We start from the raw sequence: 18037 nt of genomic DNA, 5'->3' as shown, positions 1-18037 counted from the left end.
TTCAACCCGTAAAAGGCAAAATCCTTCGGCAAAACGGGCTGTGAGGCTCGTTATAGTTCAGGACACCCCCCATGAATCGTTCCTTCTTCTCCCACGTCGCGGCGGCCGCCGCAGCGTTCGCGCTTTCCACACCTCCGGTGCACGCGGAAACCAACTTCGGCCAGGTGGCCATGCATGTGGCCTACATGCTGCAAAACCACCACTACTCGAAGCAGGACTTCGACGACAAGGTGTCCAGCACCATGCTTCAGAACTACCTGAACATGCTCGACTTCAAGCACATCTTCTTCACCCAGAAGGATGTGGACGACTTCAAGGACAAGTACGACACCACGCTCGACGATCATGTGCTGATGCGGAACATCAGCCCAGCACTCGAAATCTACGACATTTACAAAGAGCGCGTGAAGGACCGCGTCGAGTTCCTCAAGAAGGCACTCGAAACCAACAAATTCACATTCGACTCGAAGCGCAGCATTGAGATCAAGCGCGACAAGGCCCCCTGGCCCAAGGACAAGGCCGAGCAGGACAAGCTTTGGCTCGACATCATCGAGGACAACCTCCTTGCCGAACGCCTCGTCGATGAGGCCCGAGCCCGTGAGGAGAAGAAAAAGGCTGAGAAGGCTGACGCCGCCAAAAAAGAAGGCACCGCCGAGGCCAAGCCCGGCGTGGACGCGAAACCCGAAGCCGCCCCTGCTGACGCGCCTAAAGTCGCCGCCAAGGACGCGGTAAAGAAGGAAAAAGACGAGAAGGACATGACGCCTCAGGAACGCGTCATCAAAGACTACGACCGCCTGCTCGAAAGCATCGAGGAGAACGACAGCAAGGACGTCGTGAACTTCTTCCTCTCCAGCCTCGCCACCGCCTACGACCCGCACACCGAGTACATGAGCACGGATGAGAGCGACAATTTCAAAATCCACATGTCGCACAAACTCGTCGGCATCGGCGCGCTTCTCGGCCAGAAGGAAAACGACGGCGCCGAGATCCAGGGCATCGTCGTCGGCGGCCCCGCCGACAAGCAGGGCGAGCTCAAGCTCAACGACCGCATCGTCGCCGTAGCCCAAGGGGATGAGGAATTCGTCGATGTGAAGTACATGAAGCTTCAAAAGATCGTCGAAATGATCCGCGGCGAAAAAGGCACTACCGTCCGCATCAAGATCGTCCCCGCCGACGACCCCTCCGCCAACCGGGTCATCGCCATCGTCCGTGATGAGGTGCCGCTGAAGGAAAAGCTCGCCAACGCTGAGATGCTCGTCACCCCGCCCGATCTCGGCAAGCCGCTCAAAGTCGGCTGGATCAACCTCTCCAATTTCTACGCCGACATGGAGAACGGCACCGTCAGCACCAGCGCCGACGTCGAGCGCCTCCTGCGCCGCCTCATGAAGGAAAAAATCGACGGCCTCGTCCTCGACCTCCGCGACAACGGCGGTGGCTCCCTTGATGAAGCCATCAAGCTCACCGGCCTCTTCGTCCCGGCCGGCCCCGTCGTTCAGGCCAAGGACTGGCGCGGCAGCATCTCATGGCGCGACTGTGAGAACGAAAAACCCGTCTATGACGGCCCCATGATCGTCCTCACCAACAAGGCCAGCGCCTCCGCCTCCGAAATTCTTGCCGCCGCATTGCAGGACTACCGCCGCGCTCTCATTGTCGGCGACCAGTCCACCTTCGGCAAAGGCACCGTGCAGACCATCCTTCCTGTCGAGCGCTACATGCCCTTCTTCAGTGACAAAAAGGCCGCCGGAGACCTCAAGGTCACCATTCAGAAGTTCTACCGCATCGCCGGCGGCTCCACCCAGCTCAAAGGCGTCGAGCCCGACGTCAAGCTCCCCTCCATCCGCGACGTGCTCGACATCGGTGAAGCCTCCGCTGAGAATCCCCTGCCCTACGACACCATTCCCGCGAAGAAATACCCCCTCTTCCGCAAAGACCCCTTCCCCGCCGACGAGATCAACGCTCGCGTGAAAAGCCGCATCGCCGCCAACCCCGAGTTCCAATACGTCGTTGATGAATCCAAACGCTTGAAGGAAAAAATCGACCGCAACACCGTCACCCTCAACCTCCAGGACCGCGAGAAAGAGCGTATCGAAACCGAAGCACGTCGAGACAAGCAGAGCGACGAGCGTGAAAAACGCGCCAAGGAAGTCGCCGACCGCCTCAAGGACAACGGCTTTAAAATCTACCACCTCACTCTCGACAACGTGGACAAGCCCGAGCTCGTCCCCCACTCCGCCTTCACGAAGGAAATGAACTCCGGCATGCGCACTGCCGCCGCCAAGGACGACGATGGTGGCAGTGACGGCTCCAAGTTCCCCTACGGCCTCGAACCCGTGAAGCTGGAAACGATCCACATCCTCCGCGATCTCATCGAACTCGACAATAAGCCCACCACCGCATCCAAAGGTGATGGCAAGGCTCAGGCCGAGGCCACTCCCAAGCCCCAAGCTCAATAAAGAAAAACCCGGCTGCTTAGGTTGATTTCAAATTCGATCTCTTAAATCGGGTCCAAGGAATGCAAGTCGGCATCATTACCGTCTCTGACCGTGCTTCCGAGGGCGTTTACGAAGATCTGGGCGGCCCCGCTTTGAAGAAAGCCGCTGAGGACTACGGCTGGAGCATCATCGCCGAGGCCATTGTTCCCGACGACCTCACGCGCATTCAGGAAACGATCCGTTCCTTCAGCTCTCAGGGCTGCGGACTCATTTTGACCACCGGCGGCACCGGTATCGCCGAGCGCGATGTCACGCCGGAGGCCATCCGTGGCATCATGCGCGTCGAAATTCCCGGGTTTGGCGAAGTCATGCGCATGAAATCGCTCGAACTCACGCCCAACGCCATCCTCAGCCGGAGCCTCGCGGCCGTCGTCGATCGCAGCCTCGTCATCGCCCTGCCCGGCAAGCCGCAAGGAGCCGTCGATTGCCTTGGCTTCGTGCTCGGAGCCATTCCGCACAGCGTGAAGCTCGCCCAGCGTGTGCCCACAAGCTGCTGAGCGGTTCGGACAAGCCTTGGTGGAGTATTAGAGTGCTGGAATAATGGCTTGTTGATAGCATCACTCCACCACTCCAGTACCTACCGTTCCATGCTCATCACCCTCTTCATCCCGTGCTTCGTCGATCTCATCAGCCCGCAGGCCGGGATCAGCATCGTGACCATTCTGGAGGGGCTCGGCCATCAGATTGATTACCCAAATGAACTCGGCTGCTGCGGCCAGCCGCCCTTCAACGCTGGCTACTGGGACGAGGCCCGCGAAGCAGCACGCCCCGTGCTGAAGCGCCTCCGCGACAGCGAGGCCGTCGTCATCGCTTCAGGCTCCTGCGGGGCCATGTTGAAGGTCTTCTACAAAGAGCTTTTCCATGGCCAGCCCGAGGAAGCCGAAGCCGCGGCGCTTTCCGCGAAGTGCTGGGAGTTCACCGACTTCCTTGTGAACAAACTCGGCGTCACCGATCTCGGCGCGTCCTTCCCGCACAAGGTCACCTACCACGACGGATGCCACGGCCTCCGCGAGTTGAACCTCAAAAAGCCCGCCCGGCAGCTCCTCGAAAAGGTGCGCGGCCTGGAACTCGTCGAGATGAAGGAAGCGGAGACCTGCTGCGGCTTCGGTGGCACTTTCTCCACGAAATTTCCGATGATCTCCACCGCCATGGGCGAGGTCAAATGCGCCTCCGCCCGCGACACCACCGCCGAATACATGGTCAGCGCCGATTCGAGCTGCCTCATGCATCTCCAGGGCCTTCTCACGGCGCAGAAGCTGCCCCTCAAAACCATCCACCTCGCGGAAATCCTGACTTCCCGTTCATGAGCGCCAAATCCACCTTCCTCGACGCCGCTACCCGCCTCACGAACGACCTCGTGCACCGCGAGCGCATCCACACTGGCATGTGGAAGTATTACGATGCCCGCACCCGCTCACAGGGCTTTTTCCAGGACTGGCAGCAGGCCCGCATCCTCGCCTCGCAGACGAAAAAAGGGGCCATCAGCCGACTGCACGAGCATTTGGTCGAGTTTGAGCAAAAAGCCACCGCACGCGGCACCGTCGTGCATTGGGCCAAAGACAGCGAGGAGGCGCGGAAGATCATTTTCAGCATCCTAGAGCGCCGCGAGGTGAAACGCATCATCAAGAGCAAGGTGATGACCTCCGAGGAGATCCACCTCAACGATCATCTGGAGAAAGCCGGCTACCACGTCCTCGAAAACGACCTCGGCGAATACATCCAGCAGCTCCGCAACGAGACGCCGTATCACTTTGTGGCCCCGTGCATGCACCTCAGCATGAAGGAGATCAGTGATCTCTTTGAGGAGAAGCTTAAAACGGCTCCCACCGATGATCCCGAGGAGCTCACCATGATCGCCCGGCGCTTCCTGCGTCAAACTTACCTCACGGCCGATGCCGGCATCACCGGGGCGAATTTCCTCATCGCGGAGACCGGCATGATCTCCATCACCGAAAACGAAGGCAATGCCCGCCTCACCGGCGCTTTGCCAAAGACGATGATCTCGCTCGTCGGCATCGAAAAAGTGCTGCCGAAGATGAGCGACCTCGCGCTCTTCCTTCCCATGCTCGCCACCGCGGGCACCGGACAGCCCATCACCTGCTACAACACCGCCTACGCCGGTCCGCGACAGCCCGGCGAGATCGACGGCCCCGAGGAATGGCACATCGTTCTGCTCGATAACCACCGCACCGCCCTCCTCGCCGATCCTGAGCAGCGCGATGCCCTTCACTGCATCCGCTGCGGCGCATGTTTGAATGTGTGCCCCATCTTCAAAAACATCGGCGGCATCAGCTACGGCACCACCTATCAAGGCCCCATCGGCAGCGTCATCACGCCGCATCTGCGCGGCTTGCAGGATTGGAAGCACCTCAGCGGCTCCAGCAGCCTCTGCGGAGCCTGCACCGCCACCTGCCCGGTCAAAATCGACCTCCATCACCACCTCCTCCAAAACCGCCGCAATGCCGTGCGCGAAAAGCCCGACGCACTCGAAGGCCTCGCTTGGCGTCTCTTCGCCAAAAGCATCAACAAGCCCGTCGTGTATCAAATCGGCACGAAGCTCGCGAAATTGGCGCAGCCCTTTCACCGCCTCATCTCCGCCACGCCGCTCGATCCGATGCGCGCGTGGACCAAAACGCGCCACGCCCCCGCGATGGCTCCGCAGAGCTTCAAAGACTGGTGGAAGTCCCGAAACCTGCCACCGCACCACACTCGTCCGACCAGTCAGACGAGTCCGACCCGTCCGACAACGCCTCACGCCTCCCCCAAACGCCCCATCGAAGCCACTACCTCCCGCGAACTCATCCTCGCCCGCATCGAAGAAGCCCTCTCCGACACCACGCCGCAGCCCTTCGAAGCCACCGCCGCTCAAAAACGCGCCGTCCTGCCTGCCGTGCACGATCTGGTGCCTCAATTCGCCGCCACCGCCGAATTCCTCCGCGCTGAATTCCACGCCTGCGCCGATGAAGCCGCCGCGAAGGCCAAACTCGCTGAACTCGCCGCGAAACACGGCTGGAAAAAAATCGCCACGCATCGCGGCACGCTCACGCAGGCCGTTTTGCCAGCACTGCCCACGCTCGATGCCACCGACGGCTACGACCGCTTCGAGCTCGAAGCCTGCGACGTCGGCATCACCGAGTGCGATGCCCTCATCGCGCAAACCGGCAGCGTCTTCCTCACCGCCCGCAGCGGCGGCGGCCGTGCTCTCAGCGTCCTGCCGGAGCATCACGTCGTGCTCGCCCGTCGTGATCAGCTGCTGCCCGATCTTCCAGCCGGTTACGAATTCATCCAGCAGCGCTACGGCACCGCCTGGCCCAGCCTCACCACCCTCATCACCGGCCCCAGCCGCACCGGCGACATCGAGCGCATCATCATCCTCGGTGCCCACGGCCCGAAGAAGCTCACGATCATCATGTTCTGATTTGCGGCTGGACTTGCCTCCACACTTTCGATTAAAAGCAAACCAGCAACCCTCATTATTCCATGAAACGCATCCCCGTCTCCTCCCGTCGTCAATTCATCGGCCGCACTGCGGCTGCCATCGGCTTTCCCACGATCATCCCGGCCAGCGTGCTCGGACAGAACGCTCCCTCCAACAAAATCACCATGGCCGTTTTCGGCTGGGGCATGATGGGACCGAGCAACACAGGCAAGTTTCTCCAAGAGCAGGACTGCCAGATCGTCGCCGCCTGCGACATCGACAAGCGCAACCTCGAAAAGGCGCTCAACACCATCAACGGCGCCTACAAAAACAAGGACTGCAAAGGCTACCACGACTACCGTGAGGTGATTGCCCGCAAGGACATCGACACCGTTATGCTAGCGCTGCCAGACAACTGGCATGCGCTTACCTCCATCGAGGCAGCGAAGAACGGCAAGGACATCTACGGAGAGAAGCCGCTCGCACGCACCATCGCCGAGCAGCAGGCCATCGTGAAGGCCGTGCAGAAGCACGGTCGCATCTGGCAGACCGGCTCATGGCAGCGCAGCGAGGACAATTTCCGCATCGGCGCTGAAATCGTCCGCAATGGTCTCATTGGGAAGCTCAAAGAAGTGCATGTCGGCCTTCCTTCGGGTCATAACGACTTCGCCGGGACCAAGGACAAGCGCAGCGTTACGCCGCCGCCCTCCGAACTCGACTACGAAATGTGGATCGGCCCGGCGGCGATGCAGGACTACATCGAGTGCCGCGTGCACAAAAACTGGCGCTGGGACTACAACATCGGAGGAGGTCAACTTCTCGACTGGATCGGCCATCACTGCGACATCGCGCATTGGGGCATGGATTGCGATAACAGCGGCCCGATCGAGGTGAAGCCAGTGCAGGTGGACATGCCAGCGCGCACGGACATCTGGAACACCGCCACGAAGTATCGTGCCGAAGCAAAATATGCGGGCGACATCACCATGATCATCGCTGGCGGCCACAACGACATCCAAATGGGCACCAAGTGGATAGGCACAGACGGCTGGGTCTATGTGAACCGCGGCGGCGCGTATGATTGTTCCAATCCAGCGCTCAAGCAGATGATCAAGAAGCGCAAAAACGACAAAGATCCGAAAAGCGAGGTCATTGAAGTCGCCAAGGCGCCGAAACTGGGCGACGATGTCATCAAGACGCGCCTCTACGAGACCAAGGGCCACCACCGCAACTTCCTCGACTGCGTGAAGAGCCGTCAGCCGACCGTCACACCGGTCGAAACAGCTCATCACAGCGCCACGCCGGGCCATCTCGCCCTCATTTCCTTCCTCACCAACCGCTCCATCAAGTGGGACCCCGCCAAGGAAGAAATCATCGGCGATGCTGACGCCGCCAAGCTCCTCACCCGCGAATATCGTGGCCCGTGGAAGCTGGACGCGTGATCCCACGAAGCATCGCACTTTCGTCTGCTATCAATTACATCAAAGGGCTGCCATAAGGCAGCCCTTTGTCATTTCAATTCACGCGATGATGTCCCGCAGTACATTCCCATGCACGTCGGTGAGCCGCAAATCGCGGCCGCCGAAGCGGTAGGTGAGTTGCTCGTGGTCGAGACCCATCAGATGAAGCACCGTGGCCCAGAGGTCATAGACGGTGCAGACGTTCTCGGTGGCGTTGTAGCCGAACTCATCCGTCGCGCCGTAAATGTGGCCACCTTTGACACCGCCACCAGCCATCCAGACGGTGAAGCCGTAGGGATTGTGATCGCGGCCGTTCGTGCCCTGCGCAAAGGGCGTGCGGCCAAACTCTCCCGCCCACACGAGCAGCGTGCTGTCGAGCAGGCCGCGGGCTTTGAGGTCCTTGATGAGCGCGGCGATGGGCTGGTCGATCTGGTTCGCCATCTTGCCGTGGCCTTCCTTGATCGCGCCGTGATGATCCCACGGATTGGCCGCGTTGCCGCCGCCGAGGTTGTAGGCGAGGGTGCTGAGTTCGATGAAGCGCACACCGCGCTCGACGAGTCGGCGAGCGAGCAGGCACTGGCGTGCGTAGGCGGCTTTTTTCGGCTCGGGATCGTCGAGGCCGTAGAGTTTCTTCGTCGCCTCGGTCTCGCCAGAGATGTCGCAGAGGTCGGGCACGGCGGCCTGCATACGCCAGGCCATCTCGTAGTTCGAAATGGCGGCCTCGATGTGCGTGTCATGCTGCGTGGTGCTGGCAAAGCGCCGATCCATCGCGCCGATGAAGTCGAGCTGGCGGCGCTGGAGGTCGTGGGGCTGTCGCGGGCGGATGTTGGCGACAGCCTCGGCCTCGTCGGCCTTCACGATGCTGGCCTGATGCTGCGCTGGCAGGAAGCCATTGCTGAAAAGGCCCACGCCGCCATGCGGTGTCGCCGCGCCGCCGCTTTGCAGCACGACGTAGCCCGGCAGATCGCGTGACTCGGAGCCGAGGCCGTAGCTCGTCCATGCTCCGGCGCTGGGAAAGCCGAGGAAGGGAAAGCCGCTGTGCATGAAAAAGTTTCCCTGCGCATGCTCGCTGAACTTCGCCGTCATGCTGCGGAGCTGGCAGATGTCATCAATCACGCCGCCGATCTGCGGAAAGAGGTCGCTCACCTCGATGCCGGACTGGCCATACGGTTTGAAGTCCCAGTGCGAGGGCTGGACGGTGCCGTTGTTGTTGAACTGCGTCTTCTTCACTGCCACCGGCATCGGCTTGCCTTCGAACTTCTTGAGCATCGGCTTGTGGTCGAAGGAATCGACATGGGACACGCCGCCGCTCATGTAGAGAAAGATCACGCTGCGTGCCTTCGGCGCGAAACGCTTGGCGCGATGCACGAGCGAAGCCTGCGCTTCCTCCTGCATGAGCCCCGCAAGCGCGGCCATGCCGAAGCCGGTGGACGCGCGGGAGAGAATAGTGCGTCGATTCATTGTGTTCATCGCAGGTAAATGAATTCTTTGAGGTTGATCAGCGACTGCGCGAGGCTCGTCCACGCTTGGGCCTGCGGGTCATCGCTGCTCGTCGCTGTGCGAGCGGCTTCGAGAGCTTGATTCATCGCATCGCGTTGGGATTGAAGTTGGGCGAGTTGTAGGCGCTGCGCTTCACTCAGAGCAGCCAAGACATCAGACTCACGAATCGTGTTCGCTTCGATCCGAGAGGTTTGGGCGATCTCTTCAGGCGTGAGAGCGCGGTCGTAGAGGCGGGCGCGGTCGATGCGGGCGCGGAGGCCGCGGTTGCCGCTGGGGCTGACGTGGCGGCAGCCGAGGAGGATCTGGCTTTTGTCGGCCTCGAAGGTGGCACCGGGGGCTTTGCGGTAGGTGCGGCCGTAGGGCTGGCCTTCGCGGTAGCCGCGGATGGTGCCATCGGCCTGATACACGACGGCGACATGCACGGGGCGTGTGGCGGCTTCGGTCTCGGCGCTGCCTTCAAAGAGTTCGCTACGCTCGAAGAAGTTGCTGCCAGCGACCCAGTGCGCAGGTGTTTTCTCGGCAAACACGAGCGAGTCGAACAAGCCGCCATCCTTGTGCTGCACGCTGATGACGCCGCCGCCTTGCTGCTTGAGGTCATCAAGCTGCACCCAGGCTTCTAGGGTCTTCGCGGTGAGTGTTTTCGGCAGCGAGCCGCTTTGAGCCATGGACTTGCCATCGACGATCAAAGCGCCGTTTTCGATGCGGGCGTTGCCGGTGAGCGTGAGCGGGAGTTTGCCGGAGGTGTCGCTGAGGTCTTTGTCGAAGGTCCATTCGGCGAGTGGGGAGGGGACCGGTTTGACGGGAGTGACTGGATTGACGGCTTTGAGGAGTTTTTCGCGTGCGGGTGCCAGCAAGGCACTGATCTGGCGATTGAGCGCTGCGAGCTGGTTTTCTTGTTCGGCGAGTTTTTGGGCTTCTTGGGCCGTTTCGGCTTGGAGAGAGGTCAAGTAGGCCGTGGCTTGCTTCACTTCGTCGTCGGTGGCTTCGCGGGAGAAGGCCTCGCGGAACATCTGGCGGATGCGGAGGTCGTCGGGGCGATTTTTGCCGTCGTTGATCGTGCGCAGTGCCCAACTGCGGGCCCAACTGATGACGTTGGGATCGTTGAGGAGTGTGAGCGATTGCGCGGGGACGTTGGTGGCATCGCGTTTGCCGCGGGTGGCGAAGGGCACGGGCGCATCGAAGGTGGTGAGGAAGGGCGGGAGCGAGTTGCGAATGACTTTGACATAGATGCTGCGGCGCTCGTCGCCATTGCCGACGGATTCGCCGTAAAGCGTGCGGTCGAGCTTGCCGGAGAGCGTGACGATGGAATCGCGAATGGCCTCCGCTTCGAGCCGACGCGTGCTCCAATGTGAAAGCAGCTTATTCTCCGGGTCCAACTGAGCACTGAGAACTGAGGACTGAGCACTTCTTTGGAAGGTCTTCGAGTTCAAGATGTCACGCAGCAGGCTTTTGATGCTGCCGCCGGAGTCGATGAAGCGCTGCGCGAGGAAGTCGAGCAACTCGGGATGCGTCGGGAGATCGCCGAGTTTGCCGAAGTTATCGACGCTGGCGACGATGCCGCGACCGAAGACGTGATGCCAGATGCGGTTCACGATCACGCGGGCCGTGAGCGGGTTGTTTTTCATGTCCGCCATGCGCTCGGCGAGCTCGAGGCGACCGCTTTGCTTTGTTGCGAAGGGTTTTGGATCGAGCGCTTCAAGGAAACGGCGCGAAACAAGCTCCGCAGGCTGCTTGTGATCGCCGCGAACAAAGAGCGGCGCGTCCTTGGCATCGGCTTCGATGACACCGGGCACGCGGGTGGGAAGCGGGAGCTTGGCTTCGAGGTCGCGGTAGCGGCGGAGGAGTGGCGTGATGGATTTAGTGGAGAGTTGGTTGGATTGGATGAGAGCGTCGAGAGCTTCTGCGTCGGCATCGGAGAGGGTGTTGGATTGCCAAGCGGTGACGAGTTGGCGGGGGGCGGCCTTGGATGGAGTGGGATTGGGAGGCGGTTGGCCGTCGTTGGTGATGATGGCGTCGTTCAACGCGAACCAGGAGGGTTCGTCGGCTTTGTATTCCGCGGGCATGTCGGCGGCGGTGGCGAGCTGGAGGAAGATTTCGTCGCCCTTCCAGAATTCGAGATCGAGGCTGCGCCAGGCGAGTTTTTCGTCTTTGGCGTCTTTGAGTTCGACGGCTTTGTGAATGGTGCCGGTGCGCGGGTAGTTCTGCACGACGTATTTGGCCTTCACGCCGCCGTTTCCTGCCACGCGGAACCACAGCGTGCCGCCTTCGCATTGGAAACGATCCGTGAAGACGACGGCGCGGTCTTTTTGAGTGAGCGTGTTCGAGATGTAGCCGCTGGGGTGGATGCGGAGGCCTTTTTCGGTGAGGGTGAATTCGCCGGGTGGAGTGTGTTTGAGGCCGTGGAAGGTGAAGGCGGGCTTTGAGGGGGACTTGATTGACTGTATTGACGTTGTTGACGGTAGTTTCGAAAGCCAATCGGTGATGAGGGTCTCTTTGATCTGGGTTTTGAGTTTTTGAAGTTCGGCGCGGATCGCGTCGCCGGTGCCGGGGGCGTTGGCGTCGATGACGGCGGGGTGGGTGCTGGTGAAGATGCCGTAGAGGGCGTAGAAGTCGGTCTGGCTGATGGCGTCGAACTTGTGGTTGTGGCAGCGGGCGCAGCTCACTGTGAGGGCTTGGAAGGCCTTCGTGACGGTGTCGATCTGGTTGTCGGTGAAGGTGACCATTTCATCGAGCGAATCGACGGGCGAGAAGCCGTGCAGCACCATGCGAAGCTGGGCGATGCCGATGGCGCTTTCGTTGAGGCCGTTTTTGATGCGTGGCTTTGGCAGGAGGTCTCCGGCGATGGCTTCTTTGACGAGCTGCGGCCAGGGAACGTCGTCGTTGAAGGCGCGGATGAGGTAGTCGCGGTAGCGGTAGGCGTAAGGTATGGCGGGGTCTCCCTCGGAGCCGTAGGACTCGGCGTAACGAACCCAGTCCATGAAGTGGCGGGCCCATTTTTCTCCGAAGGCGGGGGAGTTCAAGAGAGCGTTGATCTGGTCTGACGTGTCGGACTTGTCGGACAAGTCCGACGGTGGGAGGCCGGTGAGGATGTAGCTGATGCGGCGGCGGAGTGTTTGAGCGTCAGCGGGAGGAGCGGCGGGGAGGTTTTGTTTCTTCAGCTCGGCGTCGATGAAGTCGTCGATGGTTTCGAGCTTTGAGTTTTCAGTTTTGATCTTTTGGAAGGCCCACCATTCCTTCCGGCGTGCGAGCGTGGCAGACCACGCGGTTTCTTTTTCGACCTGCTCTTTGCTCGGTGGAGCATCGCGTGGGTCGGGTGCGCCTTCGATGATCCATTGCTCGAAATCGGCGATGACCTTGGCGTCGAGCTTGGCGCCGTTTTTGGGCATCTTGAGGTCTTCGTGCTCGTGGCGGAGGGTTTGAATGAGCAGCGAGTTTTGCGGATCGCCGGGCTTGATGGCATCGCCGGAGTCGCCGCCCGCCTGCCAGCCGGGGCGGGAGTCGAGCAGGAGGCCGCCTTTTTGCTTCGTGGCGGTGCTGTGGCACTCGTAGCACTCCTGCGCGAGGATGGGGCGGATACGCGACTCGAAGAAATCGAGTTGCTGCGGAGTCGGTGCGGCGAAAAGAGTGGTCGCGGCGAGGATGTAGATCGAACTTCCAAGTTCGATCATGTGGCGACGAAAGAGAGTGGTGAGAGAACGAACTTGGAAGTTCGTTTTACGTTCGGATTTCATGCCAGGAGCCTCCGGGTGATGGTTTCGGCGGCCTGGATGCAGAGGTGGCCGAGTTTTTCGAATTGATCGCGCTTCACGCGGAAGCTCGGGGCCATGACGGTGACGGCAGCGACGGGGTAGCGATACGCGTCGAGCACGGCGGCAGCGGCGCAGTGGATGCCTTCGAGGCCTTCGGCGACATCGGTGGAGTAGCCGCGCTTGCGTGTTTTGACGAGATCAGCCTCCAGGGCGCTGCGAGTGGCGAGCGTGGTGCTCGTGTAGGCTTTGAGCTTCACGTTGGCGAAGAAGGCGTCGAGTTCGGCGGCGGGAAGATGCGCGAGCACGGCCTTGCCGGGAGCGCAGGAAAACATGGGCACCTGGAGGCCGACGGTGCTGCTGACTTTGATCGGCTGCGAGGAGACGCACTGCTCCAGCACGGTCATTTTGTGGTTCACGCTGGTGAGGAGCTGCGTGGTCTCGCCGGAGGCATCGCGCAGCCATTTGAGGGATTCGAGGGCGCAGACGACGAGGCTTTTCTCGCGCACCTGCGGGCGGGAGAGGTCGAAGAGCTTGTTGGTGTGCACGAAGCGCTTGTCGTCCTCGCGGCGCTGGAGGTAGCCACGACTGTGCAGCGTGCCGGTGATTCGGAAGACGGAGTTCACCGGCAGGTCGAGCTCGCGGGCGATCTCGGTGAGGCTCAGCCCGGCGCGATGTCGGCCGAGGAGCTCGAGGATGGCCAGGGTGCGCTCCGTGCCGGGCGCGAGGGAGTCATCGGTGATGGGAATGGAGGCTTCTTGGAGCATTCTAAATCCAGAAACGCTTCCAGATTTGGAAAGCTATCGGGCAATCTTGGCCTCACGGCTCATCGCATTTGCAATCCTGGCTCTCTCTCGCATTCTGAGCGCACATGGCTCAAGAAACAGACCTCACCTTGCTCGGAAGATCGGAAAACCGCCTGCCTGCGTCGCCGGATGTGGCGGTGCTGGAGACCTTTCCGAACCGCACGCCGGGCCGCAACTACCGCATCCATCTCAGCGCGCCGGAATTCAGCTCGATCTGCCCCGTCACCGGTCAGCCGGACAGCGCACATCTTGAGATCTATTACATTCCGGACGCGAAGTGCGTGGAGACGAAGTCGCTGAAGTTTTACCTCGCCTCGTATCGCAACCATGCCGCCTTCAATGAGGCGATCGTGAACCGCGTGCTCGACGACATCGTGAAGGCCTGCGCGCCGAAACAAGTTGTCGTGCGTGGCAAATTTGGAGCCCGTGGAGGCATCCAGCTCACCTGCGAGGCCCGCTTTCCCGATCTCGACGAAACGTTGCGGCTGCCCGAATGAAAACGCTCGTGCTGCTCTCTGGCGGGATGGACTCGGTCACGGCGCTTCACTGGGCGCGGTCGGAACACGAAGTCGTGGGCGCGGTGAGTTTCGATTACGGGGCGAAGCACAATCACCGTGAGATTCCGCTGGCCGCGTGGCATTGCAGCGAAACCGGCGTGCACCACGATGTGATCGAACTCGATTTTGTGAACCGGCTTTTCACCTCCGATCTGCTCAAAAGCGGCGGTGAGGTGCCGGAGGGGCACTACGCCGACGAAAACATGAAGAAGACCGTCGTGCCGTTCCGCAACGGCATCATGCTCGCGATCGCGTGCGGCATCGCGGAGAGCCGTGGCGCGGAGGGACTCGTCATCGCAGCGCATGCGGGCGATCATGCGATCTATCCTGACTGCCGCGAGCCGTTCATGCACGGAATGGCCTCGGCAATGCGCGAGGGCACCTACGCGCGCACTGAGTTGCTGCGCCCCTTCATTCACCTCGACAAGGCGGCGCTTGCGAAGCTCGGGGCCTCGCTCGGCGTCGATTACGGAAAGACGTGGTCCTGCTACAAAGGTGGCGAAGTGCACTGTGGCAAATGCGGCACCTGCGTGGAGCGGATCGAGGCGTTTCAGCTCGCCGGCCTCGAAGACCCGACGGTTTACGATGCTTGAGTCTGAGCAGGCTGCGTCTCGGGCTGGACGCGGCGGCGATGCGTGCGGACCATGTTCATGTCCTTGAGCTTGCGTTGGAGGGTGCGGCGACTCATGCCGAGTAGCTCGGCGGCGACGGTGCGGTTATTGCCACTGCGCTGGAGCGCGGTGAGGATCAACTGATGCTCGGCCTCGTTGATGTCGAGATCGCTCCTCGGCGGAGCAGCGTGTTCAGGCGCGGTGGCGTTGCTGGTTTTCGGCGCGCGAAGGCTGATGCCGAGACTGCCCGGGTTCAAAAGATACGAAGGCAGGTGCTTGAGCATCACGCGGCTGCTGTTGCTCATGACGACGCCATGCTCGATGGCCGCGCGCAGCTCGCGGATGTTGCCGGGCCAGTCGTATTTCATCATCGCTGGCAGCGCGTCGTCACCCAGCGGCTTGTAGGCCTTGCCATTGGCTTTGGCGAGTTCCTTGAGGAAATGATCGGCCAGCACGGGGATGTCGCTTTTGCGAATGCGCAATGGTGGCAACTGGATGGTGACCACTCGCAGCCGCCAGTAGAGGTCTTCGCGGAATTTGCCCTCCTCCACCATCTTCGCGAGATCACGATTCGTGGCGGCGATGACGCGCACGTTGATCTGGACTGGCTTGCTGCTGCCGACGCGCTCAATTGTCTGCTCGCCTAGGGCGCGGAGCAGTTTCACCTGCGTGCTGGCGTCGATCTCACCGATCTCATCAAGGAAAAGCGTGCCGCCGTTTGCCTGCTCAAAGCGACCGATGCGGCGCTCTTGAGCGCCTGTGAATGCCCCTTTTTCGTGCCCGAACAATTCGCTTTCGAGAATCTGCGGAGAGAGAGCGGCGCAATGCACGGCGACGATATTCGCCTTTGGCCGGCCGCTGAGGTTGTGGATGGCGCGGGCAATGAGTTCTTTGCCAGTACCGCTTTCACCTTCGATCAAAACAGTCGCGCGCGAGGGAGCGACCTGTTGGATCGTTTCGATGATCGGTTTCATCACCTCGGCCTGGCCGAGGATGCCCTCGATGGAGAACTTGCGCTCCACCTGCTGCTTGAGGGCCACATTCTCGTGTTCAAGGCTGCGGCTGCGCAGGGCGCGTTTGATGAGTAGCTCCACCTCGTCGAGGTTCAGCGGCTTGGTGACGAAATGGTAGGCTCCGCGCCGCATCGCCTCCACCGCAGTGTCCACGCTGCCATAGGCGGTCATCATGATGCACACGGGGGGCTTCGGCAGAGCGAGGGCGGCGTCCAGGAGCTTCATCCCGTCGTCCTCACCGAGACGAAGATCGGTCAGCATCACGTCGATGCGGTCGTTTTTGAGGTATTCCATCGCCTCGGCCGCGTTCGAAGCCACGTAGCAGTCGAATTCGTCCTCCAAGGAGAGACGCAGACCGTCGCGGGTATGCTTTTCGTCATCGACGATGAGAACTGTGGCTTGGTCGTCCATGGAGTGAAGGAATGGCACACATTGACAGGCTCGTGAAAGTTAAGCAAACACAGAGAGCCCTGTGGGTGGAAAAATTGTTGACCAATCGTCTAGTTTCGGCTTTAGACCGAGAATGGGACGAACCTCCGACGCCAAAGAACGCCTGATGGAAGCGATGAGCGAGCTCATCTGGACCGGGAGCTATGGAACGACCTCCGTCGATCACATCTGCGAGAAGGCCGGGGTGAAGAAGGGCAGCTTCTACCACTTCTTCGAATCGAAGACCGAACTGGCGCTCACGGCTCTCGATCATGGCTGGACGGAGCATCGCAAAAAGCTCGATCAGACCTTTTCTCCGGTCATTCAGCCTCTGGAGCGCATTTGGAGATGCTTCCGGGAATTCCGCGAGGAACAGGAGGCCATGCAGGAAAAACATGGTCGAGTGCTCGGTTGCCCGATTCACTCGCTGGGCGCGGAAGTGAGCACCACGGACGACAAGTTGCGCGATAAGCTCCAGGAGATCCTCGCCCAGTTCATCCGCTACTACGAGAGCGCTTTGCGCGATGCGCATTTCCAGGGTGTGATCGACGCGCCGGACGCGCCGGCCTTGGCACGCATCCTGTTTGCTTATGGCGAAGGTTTGCTGCTGCACGCCCGCATCTGGAACGACCTCAGCCATCTGAATGAGATGGAGGCCGGTGCCCGCCGCATCCTCGGCGTGAAAGACGAGGAATGAGCCTTTTTTTGCATTCAATTTAACCAACCAGTCAACTTTCCCACCCCAAAACCAACGCGCCCCGTGAAACCTCAAAACCTCCTCCCTCTCGTGCTGCTCCTCGCCGCCTGTGGCAAACCGCCTGCGGGTGGTGCCCACGGCGGAATGCAGATGCCGCCGGCACCGGTGACCCTCGCACCGGTCGAGCAGAAAGAACTCGTCGAGTGGGAGGAGTTCACGGGGCGCGTCGAGGCCGTGGAGACCGTCGAACTGCGTCCGCGGGTGGCTGGTTACATCACGCAGGTGCATTTCCAGGCTGGTGCCCTCGTGAAAAAGGGCGACGTGCTGTTTACCATCGACCAGCGGCCCTTTGAGACCAAACTCCGGGCCGCAAAAGCCGAGGTGCAGCGTGCTGAGGCCAATGCGCAGGCCATGAAGCGTGAGTTTGACCGCGTCTCGGGTCTTTTGGCGGCCAAAGCCATCGCGCCGGAGCAGGCGGAGACGCGTGAGTCGATGTACAAGCAAGGCGAGGCCGCTCTCGAGGCCGCGAAGGCGGCAGAGCACAGCGCCGAGATCGAGTTCGAGCACAGCACCGTCAAAGCGCCGATCTCCGGCCGCATCAGCCGTGCCATCACCACCACCGGCAACTACGTCACCGCGGGCACCACGCTGCTCACGACCATCGTCACCGTCGATCCGGTCTATGTGTATGCCGACATCGACGAAAACAGCCTTCTCAAGCTGCAGGCCCTCCAACGCGACAAAACGACCTTCACCAATGGCGACGGTCGCATGCCGGTGGAACTGCAACTTTCCAACGAGAAGGATTTTCCGCATCACGGCCACGTCGAGTCCTTCGACAACCGCCTCGATGCCGGAACCGGCAGCATGGTGCTCCGTGCTGAGTTTCAAAACACGGATGGATCGCTAACGCCCGGCCTCTTTGCCCGCATCCGTCTTCCGATGACGGCGAAATACAAAGCGCTGCTCGTCGATGAAAAGAGCATCCTTACCGATCAGGCCAACAAATATGTGCTCGGTGTGGACGAGTCGAAGCAGCCCGCCGTCTCCGTCTATAAACCCGTTGTCATCGGTCCGGCCATCGACGGTAAACGCATCATCCGCAGCGGCCTCACCGCAGGCGACAAGATCATCATCAACGGCCAAGCCCGCCTCCCGATGCCGGGGATGCCGGTCGCGCCGGTTGAAGGCGATGCGGCGAAACAGGCGGCTGTGTCCGGCGCGAAATGACGAAACCAGAATGGCGAATGATGAAGGTGATCTGCCTTCACGAGTTCGTCATTCGGCCTTGGTCATTCATTCGTCATT

At 60.9% G+C, this 18037-nt stretch carries 13 protein-coding genes; 9 read left to right on the top strand and 4 right to left on the bottom strand.

The window, feature by feature from the left end:
* Window positions 1-71 precede the first annotated feature (71 nt).
* From ACILSE_RS01400 to ACILSE_RS01380, 5 genes are all read left to right on the top strand, one after another.
* Window positions 72-2453, top strand: a complete 2382-nt coding sequence (locus ACILSE_RS01400; protein ID WP_395715550.1) for a carboxy terminal-processing peptidase — start codon at window positions 72-74, stop codon at window positions 2451-2453.
* 59 nt (window positions 2454-2512) lie between these two features.
* On the top strand, window positions 2513-2989 hold the full coding sequence (locus ACILSE_RS01395) for a molybdenum cofactor biosynthesis protein B (RefSeq protein ID WP_395715549.1): 477 nt from the start codon (window positions 2513-2515) through the stop codon (window positions 2987-2989).
* Window positions 2990-3079: 90 nt separating this feature from the next.
* On the top strand, window positions 3080-3799 hold the full coding sequence (locus ACILSE_RS01390) for a (Fe-S)-binding protein (protein WP_395715548.1): 720 nt from the start codon (window positions 3080-3082) through the stop codon (window positions 3797-3799).
* Window positions 3796-5910 carry a LutB/LldF family L-lactate oxidation iron-sulfur protein gene (locus ACILSE_RS01385; RefSeq protein ID WP_395715547.1) on the top strand — a complete coding sequence of 705 codons (2115 nt, stop codon included), beginning with the start codon at window positions 3796-3798 and terminating at the stop codon, window positions 5908-5910. Before ACILSE_RS01390 ends, ACILSE_RS01385 begins: the two co-directional genes overlap by 4 nt.
* Window positions 5911-5972: 62 nt before the next feature.
* Window positions 5973-7352 carry a Gfo/Idh/MocA family protein gene (locus ACILSE_RS01380; protein ID WP_395715546.1) on the top strand — a complete coding sequence of 460 codons (1380 nt, stop codon included), beginning with the start codon at window positions 5973-5975 and terminating at the stop codon, window positions 7350-7352.
* 78 nt (window positions 7353-7430) lie between these two features.
* Here ACILSE_RS01380 and ACILSE_RS01375 read toward each other — a convergent pair whose 3' ends face one another.
* The 3 genes from ACILSE_RS01375 to ACILSE_RS01365 are packed head-to-tail and all read right to left on the bottom strand — an operon-like array spanning window position 7431 to window position 13383.
* Window positions 7431-8831, bottom strand: a complete 1401-nt coding sequence (locus ACILSE_RS01375) for a DUF1501 domain-containing protein (protein ID WP_395715545.1) — start codon at window positions 8829-8831, stop codon at window positions 7431-7433.
* 5 nt (window positions 8832-8836) lie between these two features.
* Window positions 8837-12601, bottom strand: a complete 3765-nt coding sequence (locus ACILSE_RS01370; RefSeq protein ID WP_395715544.1) for a DUF1553 domain-containing protein — start codon at window positions 12599-12601, stop codon at window positions 8837-8839.
* Window positions 12598-13383 carry an IclR family transcriptional regulator gene (locus tag ACILSE_RS01365; RefSeq protein WP_395715543.1) on the bottom strand — a complete coding sequence of 262 codons (786 nt, stop codon included), beginning with the start codon at window positions 13381-13383 and terminating at the stop codon, window positions 12598-12600. Before ACILSE_RS01365 ends, ACILSE_RS01370 begins: the two co-directional genes overlap by 4 nt.
* A 104-nt stretch (window positions 13384-13487) precedes the next feature.
* On the opposite strand from ACILSE_RS01365, the gene queF reads away from it, so the two are divergent.
* Both queF and queC read left to right on the top strand, forming a co-directional pair.
* Window positions 13488-13919, top strand: coding sequence for a preQ(1) synthase (gene queF / locus ACILSE_RS01360; RefSeq protein WP_395715542.1), 432 nt, complete (start codon window positions 13488-13490; stop codon window positions 13917-13919).
* Window positions 13916-14572 carry a 7-cyano-7-deazaguanine synthase QueC gene (gene queC / locus ACILSE_RS01355; RefSeq protein ID WP_395715541.1) on the top strand — a complete coding sequence of 219 codons (657 nt, stop codon included), beginning with the start codon at window positions 13916-13918 and terminating at the stop codon, window positions 14570-14572. Before queF ends, queC begins: the two co-directional genes overlap by 4 nt.
* Here queC and ACILSE_RS01350 read toward each other — a convergent pair.
* Entirely contained in the window at window positions 14560-16014 is a 1455-nt protein-coding gene (locus tag ACILSE_RS01350; protein ID WP_395715540.1) for a sigma-54-dependent transcriptional regulator, read from the bottom strand. The two genes, queC and ACILSE_RS01350, sit on opposite strands and share 13 nt — an antisense overlap.
* Window positions 16015-16126: 112 nt before the next feature.
* Here ACILSE_RS01350 and ACILSE_RS01345 point away from each other — a divergent pair, with 112 nt between their 5' ends.
* Window positions 16127-16729 (top strand): TetR/AcrR family transcriptional regulator, encoded by a 603-nt coding sequence (locus tag ACILSE_RS01345; protein ID WP_395715539.1) that lies wholly within the window; start codon window positions 16127-16129, stop codon window positions 16727-16729.
* Window positions 16730-16792: 63 nt separating this feature from the next.
* On the top strand, window positions 16793-17959 hold the full coding sequence (locus ACILSE_RS01340; protein WP_395715538.1) for an efflux RND transporter periplasmic adaptor subunit: 1167 nt from the start codon (window positions 16793-16795) through the stop codon (window positions 17957-17959).
* The last annotated feature ends 78 nt before the right edge of the window (window positions 17960-18037 follow it).

Origin of the sequence: Prosthecobacter sp. (assembly GCF_044236155.1) — a bacterium.
Classification (GTDB): Bacteria; Verrucomicrobiota; Verrucomicrobiia; order Verrucomicrobiales; family Verrucomicrobiaceae; genus Prosthecobacter.
The sequence above is the reverse complement of the archived record's forward strand: the minus strand, read 5'-3'. Positions and strand labels throughout refer to the sequence as shown.